Here is a 19,361-nt window from a genome sequence, read left to right on the forward strand (position 1 = left end):
TCCTGCACGCGGCATGGCTGGATCAGGCTTGCGCCCATTGTCCAATATTCCTCACTGCTGCCTCCCGTAGGAGTCTGGTCCGTGTCTCAGTACCAGTGTGGGGGATCTCCCTCTCAGGACCCCTACCCATCGTAGCCTTGGTATGCCGTTACCATACCAACTAGCTAATGGGACGCATGCTCATCTTTCACCGATAAATCTTTAATATCATGTTGATGCCAACTCGATATACTATAAGGTATTAATCCAAATTTCTCTGGGCTATCCCTTTGTACAAGGTAGATTGCATACGCGTTACGCACCCGTGCGCCGGTCTCAAAGGAGCAAGCTCCTTCTACCCCTCGACTTGCATGTGTTAAGCCTGCCGCTAGCGTTCATCCTGAGCCAGGATCAAACTCTTCATCGTATAATTTTAATATTGTAGATAAAGTTTACTAGGTCTATTGTGCTACTCGAAAAATCTTACTCTCTCTTAATTTACAATCCTAAATGTTGAAGAAATAAATTTCCTCGCTACTTAAAATTGTGCTGTCAATCCAATATGTCTATGAACGTGTCATTCTTTTTAATATCGCTTGTTTCTCAAAGCGGGTGCAAAAGTACAACTTTTTTTTTATCTCGCAAGTTTTAATGAAAAAAAACTTATTTTTTTATCCTTAAAAAATTACTCAATAAATCAATGAACTTGTAATGCTTTAACCAATTTCTTGGACGGCAAAGGTAAATCAAGTTTTTATATCTGGCAAACTTTATTTTGAAAAAATTTAAAGTTTTTCAACATCTTTTTTACCTCAATAATAGTATGAACTACTGCTCTAATGCGGGTGCAAAAGTAGAATCTTTTTTCTAATCCACAAGTATTAACTCATTTATTTTTATTCTTTTATTCGCATTTGTTTTTACACCTTTGGTTATGTGAACTTTACAGCATAAACTTTTTTTAATCCTTTTATTATTAAAACAAATAATAAACAAACTTAAAGCCCTTTTTAAAGAAAAAAATGTAGAAAATTAAACAACAATACAAGTAATATAAAAACTAACATGAAAATATAGTTAATATATATGGAGAAACTAACAAAAATTATAATGAAATTTCTTCTTTTTAAGATGAATTAATTAAAACGAATCGCTTTTAAAGGAGAAATTTTTGTAATGATGTAAGACGGAATTAACAATACTAAGAAACAAATGATTATTGTGCCTATATTTAATGCTAGTATATTTACTAAATTTATGTCCACTGGCGCAAGATTGACATAATAATTTTCTGGATTAAGTTTTATGATTCCAAAATATTGTTGAATGAGTAAAAGAAATATTGCGATTCCGTTGCCAAAAAGCAATCCTCTAAAAATAATATAAGACGCGTTATACAAAAATATTTTTCTAATGTTCCAATTATTTGCACCCAATGCTTTTAAAATTCCTATCATCTGAGTTCGTTCTAATATTAAAACCAATAAAGCTACTATCATATTAATAGTGGCAACAATTATCATAACTATTAATATGACTATCGTGTTGAAATCAAAAAGTTTTATCCATTCAAAAATGCCGTAATATTTTTCTTCTATAGTTATGCTGTTATATGTAGATGGAATTTGTTTGTAGATCTCTTCCCCTTTTTGTTTTATTTGATCAAAATCGTCTATAAAAACCTCGAAAGCTCCAATTTGATTTGAATTCCATTTGTTTATTTTTTGAATGTGACGTATATCGCCTATAATATAGGTTGCATCAAATTCTGAAAATCCGGAATTATAGATGCCTACAATTTTAAAAATACGCAAATTAGGCTTACTTCCTGATTCTTTTAAAAAGTAGGTTTTGAATCGATCATTTAATTTAAGGTTTAATCGATTTGCTATATATTGAGAAATAAGCACTTCTTCGTTTAATGTTGATTTTAAATTTGGCATTCTGCCTTGTGTTATATATTCGTGTAGATATTGAAAGTTACAATCTTTGCCTACACCTTTTAATATAATTCCTTCAAAAGAATCTTCGGTATGAATAATACCCGCCTTGCTTGCTACAGCTTGTATATGAGAAATGCCTGAGATATTTTTAAATTTTGGGTAAAAATTTTGCTTTATTAAAATGGGTGTTTTAGAAACTTCAGATTGATTATCATCATAGTTTGAAATTATTACATGACCATTAAAAGCTGAAACTTTTTCTCGTATTTTTTTTTGCAGTCCTACACTTATGGCCACAGAAAGAATCATCATCATAATGCCAATTGCGATAGCCGTTGTTGCAATTTTTATAATTGGTGAAGAAATACTACTTTTATAACTTTTAGTAGTAATTAGTTTTTTTGAAATAAAATATTCTAAATTCAAATTTGTTTTTACTTTTGAGTTCAAAAATACATCTTAAACTCTAATTACACTAATAATTTTATTACACCTATATATAATGAGATATTTAGCTTCATTTTTTGGATTTTTGTTTTTTACTCTATCGTGTGGAAATTCTGTGATAAAGAAAGAAAGAAAAGGAAATGTAACAAAAGAAATAATTAAAATTGACACTATTTTTGAAAAATTAAAAATGGGTGCAGATAATTTTGTACGCTACCTGCCTTTGCTAGCAGAAAAAAAAGTAGGTATTGTAACCAATCAAAGTGGCCTTTTATCTGACGGAACACATGTTGTTGATTTTTTACTTTTAAAATCTATAGATGTTAAACGAATTTTTTCTCCAGAGCATGGATTTAGAGGGAATGCAGATGCTGGAGAACCTATAAAAGATGGGAAGGATAGCAAAACCGACTTGCCTATAATTTCGCTATATGGTGACAATAAAAAACCCAAACAAGACCAGTTAAAAGGAATTGATGTAATGGTTTTTGATTTACAAGATGTTGGCTCTCGATTTTACACCTACATATCGTCGCTACACTATGTAATGGAAGCCTGTGCTGAAAACAATATAACACTAATTGTTTTGGATAGACCAAACCCGAATGGCAAAATTGTAGATGGTCCTGTTTTAGAAAAAGAATTTACAAGTTTTGTAGGAATGCATCCCATACCTGTTTTGCATGGAATGACAATAGGCGAATATGCAAAAATGATTAATGGGGAAAAATGGCTTAAAAATAATATTCATTGTGAGTTGATCGTAATTCCTTGCTTGAATTATAGTAGAACTATGGCTTATGATTTGCCTGCTAAACCATCACCAAATTTACCTAATGCCCAAGCTGTTAATTTGTATGCGAGTTTGTGTTTTTTTGAAGGCACCAATGTTAGCGTTGGCAGAGGAACGGAAAAACAATTTCAAATTTATGGCTCCCCTTTTTTACCTAAACGTAAATTTAGTTTTATTCCAACACCCAATATAGGGGCAAAAAATCCCATGCATAAAGATGCCCTTTGTTATGGCGAAGATTTGTCTTCTGTCTATAAAATAAAGCAATTGGAGTTAAAATGGCTCTTAAAAGCATATAACGAAACCTTTGATAAAGCTAAGTTTTTTAATTCCTTTTTTGTCAAACTAGCTGGAACACGAAAGCTACAAGAACAAATAAAATTAGGTGTTTCTGAAAAAGAGATTAGAAATAGTTGGAAAGAGGGGTTGAAAAAATTTAAAACAATGAGAGCCTCTTATTTAATTTATAATTAAAGGATGCTGCAACAGAGGCAATAATATTTTACATGGTATCTTTTGTAAATGTAATTTTTTGTTTCATTTTCTCAACAATATTATAGGCTGCAGGACAAATGGGGATATTTTTTAATGTAACATCTGTAATTTGATTGAATTTTTTTCGGTCGGTGTGAGGAAATTCACGACAGGCTTTTGGCCGAATATCATAAATAAAGCATTTATTATTGGCATCTAGAAAAGTACAAGGAACAGTGTTTAGTACATAATCGTTATCTTCATCAATACGCAAATACTGAGTAATAAAATCCTTTGGCTTTTGTTTGAAACTCTTTGATATTCTTTCGATATCGGTTATGGTAAATAAAGGCCCCGTAGTTTTACAACAATTGGCACATTCTAAACAATCGGTTTTTTTAAATTCCGCATCGTGTAAGTTTTGCATTATACCATCCAAATTTTTAGGTACACGCTTTTTTATCTTGTCAAAATATTTTTTAGTTTCCTTATGTGTATCTTTGGCAAGTTCTTTTAATTCGTCTAGATTTGGTTTTAGCATATTTTAAATTTCTTAGCACAAAAATAGATAACTTTAGACTAGAAAACTAATTATAGCATTGCCTATAAAAAGATTATACATAAATTCAGCATAGATGAAAGACCTATTTGGCAAAGCTATTTTAGATTATTTAACCCACAATTCTCCCGAAAATTTAATTACAGAAACATCTATATCTGATGAAGAAGAAATGAGTGTTGCCTATTTGTTTAGAAGTTTTGATGAAATGCCAAAAATAGAACAGAAAGCATTGCAGTTGACAAAAGGTATGGTTTTAGATGTTGGTTGTGGCTCAGGAACTCATTCACTTTACTTGCAAGAAAAAGGCTTTAACGTAACTTCTATTGATGTTTCTGAGAATGCCATAAAAGCTTGCAAATTACGAGGTATAAAAAAAGCTAAAGTTCAAGATATTTTGACGCTTGAGAATGAAAAGTATGATACCATTTTACTTTTGATGAATGGAACTGGTATTTTTGGAACTTTAGAAAATTGTTCGAAATACTTATTAAAATTAAAATCTCTTTTAAATGAAAACGGGCAAGTTTTAATTGATAGTTCTGATATCATTTATATGTTTGATAAAGATGAAGATGGTGCTTATGAAGTTTCTGCAAATTATTATTATGGTGAATTAACTTTTACTGTTCAATATAAAGGTGAAACTGAAGATTCATTTCCTTGGTTGTATTTAGATTATAATACTTTACAAAATGCTTGTTTAGCAAATGGTTTAGAATGCGAATTAATTCTAGAAGGTGAACATTTTGATTATTTGGCAAAAATTACAAAATAAAAAAATCCCAAAACGTTAATTTTGGGATTATATTTTTTATTACGTTAAATTTATTATTCCATATATTTCATCATCATTCCTTGAAGCGCCATTCCCCATTCTTTTCCAGACTCCATGTTTTTCTTTAATATTTCAGAAGCAGTGTCAGAAATTTTCTTTCCAACAGGCGATTCATAAAATTTAAGCATTTCTTTAACATCATCGTGTGTGTATGATGTCATATAATTTTCTGCCATAGCATCATATAATGAAGGTAATGTTTCATCAAACTCTTTTGAAAATTCTTCAAATTTTGCTTCTGGAATCATAGCCTTAATTTGGTCTTTTGCCAATTCCATTTGAGATGCAGAGCCCGACGCTTTAATAACTTTAATAACATCTGCTTTAAATTCGTCTTGTGCTATTGTTAGTTGAGCTACTAAAAGTAAAACAACTGATAAAATAATTTTCTTCATTATAATAGTTTTTTTTATTGCGTAAATATAAACTTTTTTTTTAAAATTATGGTATATTTAGGTATTTATGGGTCTGAAGTGAAACCCTCCATTTTGGGTTTTTCATAACATAATCAACTATTAATGGGGTCATTTGTTCTTTTTTACTCCATTCGGGTTGTAAAAACAAAATGGCCTCTTTATTTACTTTTGCTGCTTGTTCTTCTGCAAAAATAAAATCGTGTTTGTTGAAAACAATAACTTTTAATTCGTTTGCAATATTGTATGCCTCATCAACAGGCAATTTATTTTTTTTTGGTGAAAGACAAAACCAATCCCATTGACCGGTTACCGCATAAGCACCAGATGTTTCAATATGAACCTTTAAATGTTCATTTTTTAACTTTGCTGTTAAGTTTGACATGTCCCACATTAAGGGTTCACCACCAGTAACAACAACAGTTTCGGCATGTTTTTTGGCATTTTCGACAATGATATTTGAATGAGTTGGAGGGTGTAATTCTGAATTCCAACTTTCTTTAACATCACACCAATGGCAACCAACATCACAACCTCCAATTCGAATAAAATATGCGGCCGTTCCTGTATGGTATCCTTCTCCTTGTATGGTGTAAAATTCCTCCATTAAAGGAAGCATTACCCCTTTTTCAACTGCTAATTGTGTTTCTTTATCTAACATTATATTTTTAATAGTATGCAAATATAGGCAATGGGAATTAAAATTTTGAAAAAAGAAAACAGAATGTAACGAATAGCTTTAAGGTATAAAAAGCCGCATAGGCCAGCAGTGCTTAATTTTTCATGTCTTTTAACAAACCCTTTGCAAAATAACCAATTATTGCAATTCCGAATAAAATGCAAATCCACATAAAAGCATTTGATTGCCAAAAGGGTTTTTTAGAAGTGTTTTCTTTTTCAGTTTCAATTGTTGTAAGGTTTGAAATTGTTGCTTTTGGATAATCAATCTTAGATTCATTAATAAAATTACCCAAATCATACTGAGGCTTTGTCAATGAAGAATCAATACTAACTTGGTACTTTTCATTAGTTTTTATGTCTGCAATTACATATAATGACTTTTGTAGTAATTCAATTTCACTAAAAGCTAAAGGTTGATTGTCTTTATTTTCAATTTCAATTGTGAATTTTTTTTCAAAAAAACCATTTAACTGAAAAGAATTTAAAGTGCTTGAGTTTAAAACAAAATTTGAAACTTCTTCTTGAAAAATTTGAGTCTGTCTTTTTATCGTTTTTGTTTTTGTTAACAAAAGACTAGCATTTCTTGAAAACAACTTGTTTGAAATTACAAATGAAATTTGGTCTACTTTTTGAAAATCATCCGCTAAAAAAGTAATTATTGTTTTCTTGTCTTTCTTGTTTTCTGTAATTTTATATTGAAAATTTGTTACTTGGCATGTTTGGAGCTGCTTTCGATTAATCTTAAGACTTCCTACTTCGGATATGTTTATAGGCAAAGACTCTTTGTCATTTAACACAATTTTTAAAAAATTATAATCATTATTAGGCAATGTTACCGTTTTAATAACAAAATTATTGCTTATATGGTTAAGATTAGTAAATACTTGGTTTGAAATTAAGCCATACCAGTCTTTAGCATTATAACTGCCTGATATTTTATATTTTTTATTGTGTTTGGTGTTTGAAATTTTAAATGCTAATTCATTATTCTTGTTAAACAATTCATTGTCAATAACTAGTTCAGTAATGGAGTCTAACCGGCTTGTTTTGCTTATTATTTGTTTGCTTTTAAAAACGGCTTGTTCTGTATTTATGTTGTCTGAAGAAACAAGGTAAGAAACTTCATTGTTTTTAGAATCAAAAATTCTGAAATAGCTTAAGTTATCCATTGATGCAGAACGGACTTCTGGTGCAATAAAAATTTTATGATATCCGTTTTGTTTTACGTTTTCAATAGTTGCTTTATAATTTTGGGCAAAAGTAAAACCAAATATAAACACACAAATTATTTGAAGTTTAATTTTCATTTGATTCTTTTTTTGGGATTTCGTCTGAAACTAATTTTTGTATTTTTTGATAAACAAAAGATATGATTAAAACTAACACCCCCAGTAATATAAAGGCGGTTATTTTTCCTGATTCAGATGCATTATTAATGTCATACACAAATAATTTAATGATGGTTATACCTAATAAGGTTAAAGCTATAATTCTTAAATTTTTCCATTGCTTTCTTATTCCAACAACTAAAAAAATAAAAGAGAAGACTCCCCATAAAACAGGATATATAATTTTTATTATTTGTTGTTTAACTGTTTTAAATTTTATATTTAGATATTGATTTTTTTCGTAATCTAGATAATAGTCTGCTGCGTCTGGTTTTGGAAAATTTTGAGAAAACTGAACTTTATCAATACTGTTTTGAGAAAAATGCAAACCATGTGTCATGAATTCGTTACTTAAGATATAAACTATAGCAAACACAAACAGCCAAGGAGCGATTTTATAATTTAATATTTTTAGTTTAGGTTGGGTTATGGTAATTTTAAATAATTGAAATGCGAAAAAGGCTAAACAAGCTAGTGTAATATAATGCAAATAAAAAGCATAGTTTGTATTTGTTTCTTGGATAAAGTTTGCAGTAATTTCTTTGTTAGGGATATTAAAAAACCATACCATATAAAGAAAAGCACTTATTAACATAATAGCTACACGTGTTTTTATAAAAATTATGTTTTTATATTTTGAAACTAAAAACAAGACTAAAGCAGTATAAATAAAATGATAGGTCACCGAAAAAGACAATGCGGTATTTTTATTTAGAAACCATTGATTTGATTGATAAATGGTTTCTAAAATTCCTGTAAAGTAGATGACTAATACTGTTGCAATTACAAGTATTTTATTATAAAATGAAACGTCAAATGTGTAATTAAGTATTGTATAATTAGTAGCTTCTTTTTTAAGAAGAAGATATGTAACAATTAATGAAACAGAAACAAAAATACCTGATATGCATATTGGATTAAAAATTATTGAAAATTGATTTTCATTAAATGCATACTTATTCCAATCCATTATTAAACTAATAATTGTTAAAAACTGAACAAGAACAGCTCCTGTTTTAAACGAGGTTATTTTTGATTTTTGTGAGAACCAAAATAACAAAACAGCTTCGGCAGCCCAAAAAAGTGTAATTTGATTGCCATCAAATTGAATTGGAATAGTTAATGTTACAAAAGTTAAAGCCAGTCCAATTAAAAGATAAACAGCTTTTTTATCTAATCCAAATTTTTTATATAAAACTATGGCATAGCCCAGATTATATAATGCTAATAACAATGTAAAAATTCCTTTAAAATTGATTCCCCAATTGTGAATAATTCCTAAGCCTAAACCAAAAAACAAGAACGTGTTTACTACTAATATTCCGTATTCGATTGTTGAAAACACCCCTTTGTTTCTTAAATTATTCATCACAATTACAATGCTGAAAATGAAGTAGAATAAAGTTGCGAATAATAAAGCTCCCAAATGAGGTAATTTGTTATCGTATAATTCTGTTGTGTACCAAGAAGCAAATAAAATACTAGTTAATACGAATGATAAAATTGTAACTACTTTCCATTTTTTGAAGTAGGCAATTGCTAATAATCCAATGTTTAATATAGCTATATAACTAAATAATACTATGTAATTTCCACTTCCTGTGCTTATCATAAAAGGAACCGCAAAACCACCAATGTATGATAGAACAGCCAGTTCTTGCCTGTTGTAAGAAACAGAAACCAAGACACTAAATGCCGTAATTACAATCATTATAGCAAAGGCGACTGTTTGACTAAACAAATGATATTCATGAAAAGCAATAGCTATTGTAAAGTAAAAAATACTTATAGCCCCTGCTACTAAAACAGAACTAAAAGCTGCAAAGTTTTTCTTAAGTTTGTGGGCTACAGCCATTAACAATGAACCCGCTAAAATTCCAATTCCTACTCTTGCAGGCTCATTTAACCAATTTTTATCAATAGCTAATTTTACAAAAAAACTAATTCCTAAAACCAGAATTAATATTCCGATTTTATTAATTAAATTCTCTCCAATAAATTTTTCTAAATCAGGATTGTTATCTTTAAATTTATTAAACCATGATTTTTTTGGTACATAAGCCTGTTTTGGTACAGGAGGTAATTTTGATATAGAAATTGGTTCAACAGCATTTGTGGGGGTTTCTAAAACAGGGTTGTTGTTTTTATCAAATACAGAATCAACAATTAAAACCGGCTCTATTTGTTCAATTGTCTTAGGTATTTCATTAGGTTTTGAAACTTCTAAAATATCGTCTGTTGTTTTTTTAACTGATTTTAATTCGAGTTCCTTTTTTAGCTCTTGAATTTTATCATTTGTTTTAAATAATAAATTTTCTATGTTTTTGAACCTAGTGTTAATTGTATTAAAAATGACTATTAAAAAAAAAACTACTACTATATAAAACAGAAATTCCATAATTTAAATCATTAGGGTTAGGTCAAATGTAATAAAAAGTTTATTAAATAAATGTTTTATACATTTAACAATTCTAAAATACGGTGCTCTACAACTTCAGATTGCCAAATTTTTTCGATGTGATCCATTTGTAAAATATCAGCCATTATTTCATTTTGACGGTCTCCAACAGCTAAAGCCTCTGCATAAGGTTGATGGCTAAACGTAACTCTACTATATAAAGGAATCCATTTTTCAGGATGTTTATCTGAGAACCATTTTTCAATTTTCTTTTGCAATAAAAAATGAGCATCTGCAGTTTTTGTACTCATTTCTATGAAATTTCTGTACGACAACTCAGCTATAGCATCTGCATTTGGTTTGCGTAAATTTTCATATTCTGTAAAAATTGTTTGCCAATCGTCGCCATATTGCTGCATTAATTCATTTAAAACTGTGATGTCTTCAAAACCAACGTTCATTCCTTGTCCGTAAAAAGGAACAATAGCATGGCATGCATCACCAATTAAGGCAACAGTGTCATTATGTGTCCATGGAAAACACTTCATAGTAACCAAATAACTTTTTGGGTTTTTAAAAAAATCTTTTGATAGATCAGGAATAACTTCTGTCGTTGAAGGAAAATGTTTTGCAAAAAAGGCTACCAATACTTCTTCATTATTTAATTGTTCAAATGAATTTTCTCCTTTAAGCGGCATAAATAAAGTGCATGTAAAACTTCCATCTATATTAGGCAGAGCTATAAGCATAAAATTACCTCTAGGCCAAATGTGCAGAGAATTTTTATCTAATTTATGAGATCCATCAGCATTTGCTGGTATGTTTAATTCTTTATAGCCTATATCTAAAAATTCTTGCGAGTAATTAAACATGCTTTGTCGTTGCATTCTGTGACGAACTCTAGAAAAGGCTCCGTCAGAACCAAAAATCATATCAAACTTATGTTTTTTCCATTCTCCTTTTTCATCTTCTCCAACATGTAAAATAGCTTCCGATAATGAAACATCCCACACTTTTTGTTCAAAGAAAAATTCAACTCCGTTTGCTTCGGCTAAATCAATCATCTTTCGGTTTAATATTCCGCGAGATAATGAAAAAATAGCTTCGTTATCTTTTCCATATTTTTGAAAGTTTAGGTCTTGATCAACTGTATGTATGGCTCGCTTGTCCATTGGAATGCCAATTTTTTTAATTTCTTGTGCAATTCCTATGATTTCTAAAGCCTTCCAACCTCTGTTTGACATGGCAAGATTTATACTTCTACCCGAGAATTGAATATTACGAATATCGGGACTTCTATCATAAACATGTACTGAATGACCTGCTTTTCTTAGATATATTGCTAACAATGAACCAACTAATCCTGCTCCAACTATGGCAATTTTTTTTGGTGTTTGCATTTTTTTATACTTTGCTTTTATCAAAAAAATATGATAAAATTATGATTATTTATTTTTGAAAAACTATTTTATTTCCTACCGTCATGTTTTGTGATTTTGCCAAAACGCCACACATGTGAAAAAGCATTCTTGCTCCTACATTTCCGTCCCAATCATCATCACCTGGTGCAACTTCTACCAAATCAAACCCTATGATTTCTTTGTTTGATTCTGACAATCTACTTAATAAATATGCAGCTTGTTCATATGACAATCCTCCAGGAACTGGAGTGCCCGTATTGGGAGCGTATAAGCGACTCATTGCATCTATATCAAATGAAATACATACTTTTTGTGGTAACGAATATATCATATGGTCACATAAATGTTGCCAAGTATTTCCTTCAAAAAGTTGTTTTTTAATATCCGTGTCCGTGTGTACTAAAACTCTTCCTTTTTCTTCTTTTACAACATCAACTTCTTGTTTGCAAAAATCGCGAATTCCAACTTGTACTATTTTTGTAATTTGAGGAATCTGTAAAGCATTATACATAATTGAGGCATGGGAATATTTAAAACCTTCATAAGCAATACGCAAATCCATGTGAGCATCTAAATGTAGAATTCCAAAATCTTTATGTTTTGTTGCCAAAGCTTTATAATAACCCAAAGGTGTAGAGTGGTCTCCGCCAAGTAGCGCTACTTTTTTACCTTTATTCAACCAATATATGGTTTGTTGCTCTACCGCATCAACCATATTGAAACAAGCATGATTTATTTTTTCTAAATCTTGTTTTAAACTAAAGTTTTCTTCTAAATTTTCTCCTTTTTCAAGAGCATTGATGATAGGCTGAGCAAGTTTTTTATATTTTTTTGAATTGGAAGAAATATCTTTTGGTGCTTCATCTAAATGAATTCCTAATTTCCATAATTCTGGAAATTCTTGATGTAATAAGTCGATTTGAAATGATGCTTCTAAAACGGCTTCAGGACCATCACTTGCTCCTGATCCATAACTCACCGTTACTTCCCAAGGTACTGGAATTATAATTATTTCTGATTGTTCTGAAGAAAAAGGCAAACCAAAAATGGTAGCATCTGCTAAGCCAGGTTGCGATGGGTCAAATGTATTTATTATATCTTGTTTGTTCATTTTATAGATATTGGATGTCAGATGTTAGATTTTCGGATAAATTTCGTAAAATTTGATGATAGTTTTATTGATTGATGTTTTAATTTTTTGATTTATTTTGTAAATACTTCATAAACTTGATTGTCATTTTAATTAAAACTAAAAGGTCATTATTTAATAACTCATAATCAGAATCTTTTATATAATTTAAATCTTTTGAAACTAACAATTGTGTTTCTATTTCATAACAAGAACCTAATGTGTTTTCTAAAAAAATATTAAAAAATGTTTGTCAGATGATTTTGCTGAACCTTCTGCTATATTTGATGGAATAAAAATAACAGCTCTTGTTAATTAACTAATTAATCCAAATTTTTTAGAATCTGGAAAAACGCTTTTTTTTTATATATTTTGGGACAAAATTTTATACTGTTTTTCCAAATTTCTAATTTTTTATAATTATGCATGTTTTTTAATATATATTGTCAGAAAAATCAAATATCTGAAAATCTATTCGGATAATATTCCTTTTTTCAAAATTTGGCCAAATTGATACATATCTTCAAAACTTGAATAAATTGGAACGGGTGCTAAGCGTATTACATTTGGTTCTCTCCAATCTGTGATTACTCCGTTTTTCATTAAATACTCAAATAAACTTTTACCTTCGCCATGAAGAAAAACAGATAGTTGGCAAGCTCTTTCGTTTTGATTTGAGGGCGTTATAATTTCAAATGAACTATCAACTTCTTTATCAATTTCGTGTAAAATAAATTCTAAATAAGACGTAATTAAATTACGTTTTTTAATTAATTTTTTCATGCCAATTTCGGCAAACATATCTACTGATGCCAAATATGGTGCCAAAGAAAGGATTGGTAAATTACTTATTTGCCAACCGTCTGCGCTTCGAGCTGGATCAAATGTGGGCTCCATTAAAAATCGTCTGTCTTTATTGTGTCCCCACCAACCCGAAAATCTTGATAAATTGGTGTTGTTATGATGTTTTTCGTGCACAAAATATCCTGAAGCGTTTCCAGGGCCAGAATTCATATATTTATAACTGCACCAAGCAGCAAAGTCTATGTTCCACTCGTTTAGTTTTAATTCAATGTTTCCTGCTGCGTGTGCTAAATCCCACCCTACATAAGCTCCATATTTATGTCCCGCTTCTGTAATGGCTTTCATGTCAAAAACTTGACCTGTATAATAATTTACACCTCCTATTAATACTAAAGCTAGTGCATCTCCTACTTCATCAATTTTAGCTAAAACATCTTCCAGCCGAATGTTGTGTTCTCCTTCTCTTCTTTTAATTTCAACAATAGCATCTTCTGGTTTTAAACCATGAAAATCGACTTGACTTTGAAACATATATTGGTCTGAAGGAAATGCTTTTTCTTCGCAAATAATTTTATATTTTTTTGGTGTTGGTTTATAAAACGACACCATTAGTAAATGTAAATTAACCGTTAAGGTATTCATAACTCCTACTTCTGACGGCTTAGCCCCTACAATTTCTGACAGGGGTTTGCAAAATCGTTCATGATAATCCCACCAAGGTTTTTTGGCATAAAAATGGCCTTCAACGGCAAGATTTGCCCAATCATTCATAACCTCATCTACATATTTTTTTGTTCGTTTAGGTTGTAACCCTAAAGAATTTCCTGTAAAATAAATAACTTGTTTTCCGTTTACTTTTGGATATATAAATTCGTCTCTATATGAATTTAATTCGTCTTGAGCATCTAACTGTTGCGCAAATTCTTTTGTATTTTGGAAATTCATTTTTTTTTTTTAATATTTAATGGGGTGGTGTTTGTGTATCTACTTTGTATTGTGTGTAAAAATAGCGAAAAGTTTATAGGTTTAAAAGTATAGTTCTTTAAAAGTTTAATTTTATGTAAGATCATTGTTCATTAGCCCTAATGGGAATGACATCCTTTTTTGTAAAAAAAGATACAATGAACAGTAGGAAAATACATTGTTAATTGGCTCGTGCCATTTGCTTTTAATAAAAAAATCTCATCATTGCTGATGAGATTTAATGTTTTTATAAAACCGAAAGACAAGTTGAAATTAAATGATCAACATGGCATCTCCGTACGAGTAAAATTTATAGTTTTCTTTGATTGCTATTTGATAAGCTTCTTTCATTAAATCATGACCACAGAATGCAGAAGCCATCATTAACAAGGTTGATTTTGGCAAATGAAAATTTGTAATCATACAATTTGCGATACCAAAGTCATAAGGAGGATATATAAATTTATTAGTCCATCCTGAAAATGGATTTAGAGTGTTTTGTGATGAAACAGTGCTTTCTATGGTGCGCATTGAAGTTGTACCTACTGCACAAATTCTTTTTTTATTAATTTTTGCCAAATTAACAATATCACATGCTGCTTGATTAACTACCATTTCTTCTGAATCCATTTTGTGCTTAGATAAATCTTCTACCTCAACCGGATTAAAAGTTCCTAGGCCTACGTGAAGGGTTACTTCGGCAAATTCGACTCCTTTAATTTCTAATCTTTTTAATAGGTGTTTAGAAAAGTGTAAGCCTGCAGTTGGTGCTGCTACAGCTCCTTCTTCTTTTGCGTAAATAGTTTGGTAGCGTTCTGCATCTTCAGGAATTAAATCTCTAGTGATGTATTTTGGTATTGGAGTTTCGCCAAGTTCTGTAAGTTTTTTTCTAAATTCTTCGTAAGATCCATCGTAAAGAAAACGCAATGTTCTACCACGTGATGTGGTGTTATCAATTACTTCGGCAACTAATGAATCGTCTTCTCCAAAGTATAATTTGTTGCCAATTCTAATTTTACGAGCTGGGTCAACTAACACGTCCCAAAGACGCTGTTCTGCATTAAGCTCTCTTAATAAAAAAACTTCGATGCGTGCACCTGTTTTTTCTTTGTTACCGTATAAACGTGCTGGAAAAACTTTTGTGTTGTTTAAAACCATTACATCGCCTTCATCAAAATAATCAATAACGTCTTTGAACATTTTGTGTTCAATTGTTTTTTCTTTTCTGTTGATAACCATTAAACGAGATTCGTCTCTGTTTTCTGCTGGATATTCTGATAATAATTCGTCTGGAAGATTAAATTGAAAATGAGATAATTTCATTGATCGTTTGTTGATTTATGGTTTTTGAATTTTGATTTCAGGATTTTCTAAACTCAAAAGAGTGCAAATATACGATTGTGAAATAGGCCTTGTCAAGTGTTTTGATGTTTATTTTTATTTTTGCAACAAATACAGGCCTTCACAAGGTGTTTGTTTGGCTTGTTGGGTTCTTTATTCTGAAATTTGAAACCCTATGCTTTTTAAATCTTCCCAAAAAGTAGGGAATGATTTTGAAACCACTTCGGCTTCATTAATGATTATATTGGTTTGTAATGCTAATGGTGCAAATGCCATTGCCATTCTGTGATCTTGATAGGTTTCTATTGTAACGTTATCTTTTATATGAGACGATGGTTCTAAAATTAAACTGTTATTTGTAACCGAAATTTGCGCTCCAAGTTTTGACAATTCGTTTTTTAAAGCTTCTAATCTATCTGTTTCTTTTATTTTTAAGGTATGTAAACCTGTTAAATGACAACCCATTCCTAATCCGAAACAGGTTACTGCAATGGTTTGGGCTATGTCTGGAGATGATTGTAGGTTGTAGGTTGTAGGATGTAGGTTTTGAGAATTGAATTTTGAAATAGTAATTAAATTTTCATTAAAAACTGTTTCTACTCCAAAATCTTTGTATATTTCTGCTAATGCCGAATCTCCCTGTAAGCTGTTTTGCTTATAGCTTGATAAAGTTATTTGAGTACCAATATCTGAAAGTGCCACGATGGAATAAAAATATGATGCTGACGACCAATCTGATTCAATTGTGAATTGTGAATTGTGAATATTGGCTTTTGAATTTACAATAATAATATTTTTTTCAAAACTAGTTTCAACCCCAATGTCATTCAGTAAAGCCAATGTCATTTTTATGTATGGAATAGATGTAATTTGTCCTTCTAAAGTTAATTCTAAACCGTTTTCTAATTTTGGAGCAATTAATAATAGTGCAGAAATGTATTGACTGCTAACATCGGCTTTTAATGACACTCTGTTTTTTGTGATTTTTTGACCTTTGATTTTAATTGGAGGGAAACCTTCGTTTTCTTCATACGTAATTATGGCTCCAAGTTGTTTTAAAGCTTCAACTAATATTTTTATTGGACGTTGTTTCATTCTTGAAGAACCCGTTAAAACTATTTCTTTATTTTCTTGAATAGCAAAAAAAGCAGTTAAAAAACGCATGGCTGTTCCTGCATGATGAATGTCAATTGTTTTGTCCTTTGATGAAATTGCTTTTTGCATTACATCTGAATCATCTGAATTTGAGATGTTTTTTAATGTAATGTTTGGATACAAGGCTTGTAGTAATAGTAATCTATTGCTCTCAGATTTTGATCCGGTTATATTAAGCATCCTTTCCTCCGATTGAGGAGTTAATTGTGAGGAAGAAAGTTTAAAATTCATTGAGTTGCTGCGATTTAATAAAACACAAAGTTAAGTATTTTGAAGTAGATAGGAAAAAAATTATTTCAATTTTTCATTATCTTTATGTCTATTTTTATCTCGTATAGATTTTAATTCTAATTTTTTATCAAATGCTTCTTGAAGATTAATTCCAGTTTGGTTGGCTAAGCACAAAATTACAAAAACAACATCGGCAAGTTCTTCGCCGAGGTCTTTGTTTTTATCGCTTTCTTTTTCAGATTGCTCTCCATATCTACGAGCAATTATTCGGGCCACTTCACCAACTTCTTCCGTAAGTTGCGCCATGTTAGTAAGTTCGTTAAAGTAACGAACTCCGTGCTCTTTTATCCAAATATCTACTTCTAGTTGGGCATTTTTGATATTCATTATTATAGAGGCTTTATATTTTTACTAAAACTATTTTTTCGGTTTGTTTTTCAATCATCATTTTATAAAAGTTTTTAAGCATTGTATATTGTTCAGCTGGAACTATTGATGCATTAATACTAAACGACGAAGATATTTGAATTGTATTTGCGGTATTACTAATGTTAAATAAGTAACTGCCATAATTCTCTTGCATAGCTACATTTATTTTTTCCGGTATAAATTCTATTTTATAACCTTCTGGAATATTTAAAGTAATTTTATACAAATCAGCAAATGGTATTGAAAAATCTATTGGAAAATTTCTGTTTTCTAACTTAAATGGATTTTCTTTAGTTTCAAAAAAAAGTAATGGAGAAATGTACATTTTTTCACCTATAATTTCAACTAAATTTGAATTTTTAAACGAATAGGTTTCAACAATAGGCTTTTCCAAATCTTGCATATTAGAAACAGAATAATCATCTATTTGAATTCCTTGATATCTCTTTTCAAGTTTTTCAATGTACGTTTCTTCATTTAGTTTTGAATTGTTTTCTCTAAAAAAATAAGCGTTATAATCAAAATATTGATCCCTTAATTTTCCTTCAATAATTCCTGATTGATCAATATTTGCCATAATGATTACGTTTTCTTTTGAAATATTTGTTGGTAATAAATCAATATTTATTGAGCTTCCTGTATCTCGAATTAATCTTCCCGACCAGTTTAAATCACGAAGGGGTAAAATTCCAGGTAAAGAGTTTTTACTTGTTGCATCTAATAAAATTATTTTATTTTCTAGTTCAATTCCGGCAATTACATAATTAAAAGCTGAACGAGAAGGGTATAAAGCTATCCCATTTGAACGAGTACTTAATAAAACAGGATTTGCTTTTAGACCTGCATAGCGTAACATAGCCGTAAGCATAAGGTTTATGTCTGCTACATTTCCTGATTGCTCTTTATACGCCTTATTGACACCTTTTAAACAGCTATATCCGTTGCTTTCATTCCAGTTCATTTTGTTTTTTACAAAATTTAAAATCGCAATGGCTTTTTGTGAAGGAGAAGATATATTTTGTAGCAATGCATCAATTTCTGTTTCAAAGTAATTTGTTTTATTTAATTCTGGTCCAAAATCGTCATAATCATATATAGTTTTTGTTATAGTCTCCCAATCTGTAGAATATGTTTGCATCATTGAATTTGGAAACTTAGTCATTGCCAATTCATGGAACAAAGATGACATATAGTTTCTTATATTATTTACATATGGTTCATTTTTAACAGCCGAAACATTTTCTAATGAATATGTTGTTTTTGTTTCTGAAAAATTTATTTCTTCTACATTAAAATTAGCATTTGAAACTCGGTTTATTTCTTGTCTGTCTTTGCTTCTTAAAATTATTTTTTGAGTAATATTTTCTTTTTCTTTTTTTGGAATTAAATACCCTCTAAAATGTGTGTTGTACTCGTAATATTGAGGTATGGAAGTCTCATATTCTACATAATCAATTGGAATACTTGTTTGAAATTCCCATTCATCAATTGTTCCTTTTCCTATATCTTTTATAACGTATTCCAGTTCTATAATTGAACCTTCTTTAACGTTAGGCATTGCTATTTTCTTTTTTGACCAAAATTGATTTGTTTTTTCTTCGAATTCACCATCTGATCTGAGTTTTGATTTTTCTATCTTTTTTCCTTCAAGATTGTAGGTATTTGCTGATTTAATATATAATGTTTGCTTAGCATTTGTTTCATTATACAGAGGTATTTCAAAGTTTCCCCAATCGTAGCCTTCTTTTTCATAAATTTTTATTTTTACTTTTATATTAGTTATTATATAAAAACCTTCTTGTTGGTTGAACTCAAAACTAACTTTACCTTTTTTAAATAAAATTGCTGCAACGGCACTTGAATCAAGTGCATGATTTGTTTGGCTAAGTTCTTCAATTGTAACTTCCCCCAATTCGTATTTTTGGCTAAAAATGTTAAAGGACACCAAAAATGTTAAAATAAGTAGTTTTTTCAT

General features: G+C 30.0%; 16 protein-coding genes and 1 rRNA gene. 2 read left to right on the forward strand and 15 right to left on the reverse strand.

Annotated features, from left to right (window positions below; all coding sequences use genetic code 11):
• Window positions 1-406, reverse strand: a 16S ribosomal RNA gene (locus AABM47_RS05915); the annotation flags it as partial.
• A gap of 709 nt (window positions 407-1,115) precedes the next feature.
• Window positions 1,116-2,348, reverse strand: a complete 1,233-nt coding sequence (locus AABM47_RS05920) for an FtsX-like permease family protein (RefSeq protein ID WP_338410003.1) — start codon at window positions 2,346-2,348, stop codon at window positions 1,116-1,118.
• A gap of 76 nt (window positions 2,349-2,424) precedes the next feature.
• Here AABM47_RS05920 and AABM47_RS05925 point away from each other — a divergent pair, with 76 nt between their 5' ends.
• Window positions 2,425-3,636, forward strand: a complete 1,212-nt coding sequence (locus AABM47_RS05925; RefSeq protein ID WP_338410004.1) for a DUF1343 domain-containing protein — start codon at window positions 2,425-2,427, stop codon at window positions 3,634-3,636.
• 28 nt (window positions 3,637-3,664) lie between these two features.
• On the opposite strand, the gene AABM47_RS05930 is transcribed toward AABM47_RS05925, so the two are convergent.
• A complete protein-coding gene (locus tag AABM47_RS05930; RefSeq protein WP_338410005.1) occupies window positions 3,665-4,177 on the reverse strand; it encodes a YkgJ family cysteine cluster protein in 513 nt (170 codons plus the stop codon).
• A 94-nt stretch (window positions 4,178-4,271) separates the two neighbouring features.
• Here AABM47_RS05930 and AABM47_RS05935 point away from each other — a divergent pair, with 94 nt between their 5' ends.
• Window positions 4,272-4,973: a methyltransferase domain-containing protein gene (locus AABM47_RS05935; RefSeq protein ID WP_338410006.1), complete on the forward strand. Its 702-nt coding sequence runs from the start codon at window positions 4,272-4,274 to the stop codon at window positions 4,971-4,973.
• 53 nt (window positions 4,974-5,026) lie between these two features.
• Here AABM47_RS05935 and AABM47_RS05940 read toward each other — a convergent pair whose 3' ends face one another.
• The 12 genes from AABM47_RS05940 to AABM47_RS05995 all read right to left on the reverse strand — a co-directional run bounded on the left by AABM47_RS05940 (window position 5,027) and on the right by AABM47_RS05995 (window position 19,361).
• On the reverse strand, window positions 5,027-5,428 hold the full coding sequence (locus AABM47_RS05940) for a DUF2059 domain-containing protein (RefSeq protein WP_338410007.1): 402 nt from the start codon (window positions 5,426-5,428) through the stop codon (window positions 5,027-5,029).
• A 46-nt stretch (window positions 5,429-5,474) separates the two neighbouring features.
• Window positions 5,475-6,107, reverse strand: a complete 633-nt coding sequence (locus tag AABM47_RS05945) for a 7-carboxy-7-deazaguanine synthase QueE (RefSeq protein WP_338410008.1) — start codon at window positions 6,105-6,107, stop codon at window positions 5,475-5,477.
• Between the two features lie 112 nt (window positions 6,108-6,219).
• Window positions 6,220-7,434 (reverse strand): hypothetical protein, encoded by a 1,215-nt coding sequence (locus tag AABM47_RS05950; RefSeq protein ID WP_338410009.1) that lies wholly within the window; start codon window positions 7,432-7,434, stop codon window positions 6,220-6,222.
• Window positions 7,424-9,913, reverse strand: coding sequence for a DUF2339 domain-containing protein (locus AABM47_RS05955; RefSeq protein WP_338410010.1), 2,490 nt, complete (start codon window positions 9,911-9,913; stop codon window positions 7,424-7,426). The genes AABM47_RS05950 and AABM47_RS05955 overlap by 11 nt, the downstream gene beginning before the upstream one ends.
• A 56-nt stretch (window positions 9,914-9,969) precedes the next feature.
• Window positions 9,970-11,313 (reverse strand): NAD(P)/FAD-dependent oxidoreductase, encoded by a 1,344-nt coding sequence (locus AABM47_RS05960; protein WP_338410011.1) that lies wholly within the window; start codon window positions 11,311-11,313, stop codon window positions 9,970-9,972.
• A 49-nt stretch (window positions 11,314-11,362) separates the two neighbouring features.
• Window positions 11,363-12,445: an agmatinase family protein gene (locus AABM47_RS05965; protein ID WP_338410012.1), complete on the reverse strand. Its 1,083-nt coding sequence runs from the start codon at window positions 12,443-12,445 to the stop codon at window positions 11,363-11,365.
• A 79-nt stretch (window positions 12,446-12,524) separates the two neighbouring features.
• Window positions 12,525-12,653, reverse strand: a complete 129-nt coding sequence (locus AABM47_RS05970) for a hypothetical protein (RefSeq protein WP_338410013.1) — start codon at window positions 12,651-12,653, stop codon at window positions 12,525-12,527.
• Between the two features lie 281 nt (window positions 12,654-12,934).
• On the reverse strand, window positions 12,935-14,212 hold the full coding sequence (gene kynU / locus AABM47_RS05975; RefSeq protein WP_338410014.1) for a kynureninase: 1,278 nt from the start codon (window positions 14,210-14,212) through the stop codon (window positions 12,935-12,937).
• 291 nt (window positions 14,213-14,503) lie between these two features.
• The gene (gene queA, locus AABM47_RS05980) at window positions 14,504-15,553 is read right to left on the reverse strand and encodes a tRNA preQ1(34) S-adenosylmethionine ribosyltransferase-isomerase QueA (protein WP_338410015.1); all 1,050 of its coding nucleotides are present in this window, start codon (window positions 15,551-15,553) and stop codon (window positions 14,504-14,506) included.
• Between the two features lie 171 nt (window positions 15,554-15,724).
• Window positions 15,725-16,957: a 3-phosphoshikimate 1-carboxyvinyltransferase gene (gene aroA / locus AABM47_RS05985; protein ID WP_338410016.1), complete on the reverse strand. Its 1,233-nt coding sequence runs from the start codon at window positions 16,955-16,957 to the stop codon at window positions 15,725-15,727.
• A 60-nt stretch (window positions 16,958-17,017) separates the two neighbouring features.
• Complete coding sequence (locus tag AABM47_RS05990) at window positions 17,018-17,344, reverse strand: nucleotide pyrophosphohydrolase (protein ID WP_338410017.1); 327 nt, start codon at window positions 17,342-17,344, stop codon at window positions 17,018-17,020.
• A gap of 13 nt (window positions 17,345-17,357) precedes the next feature.
• Window positions 17,358-19,361 (reverse strand): DUF3857 domain-containing protein, encoded by a 2,004-nt coding sequence (locus AABM47_RS05995; protein ID WP_338410018.1) that lies wholly within the window; start codon window positions 19,359-19,361, stop codon window positions 17,358-17,360.

Origin of the sequence: uncultured Flavobacterium sp. (genome assembly GCF_963925415.1) — a bacterium.
GTDB lineage: Bacteria > Bacteroidota > Bacteroidia > Flavobacteriales > Flavobacteriaceae > Flavobacterium.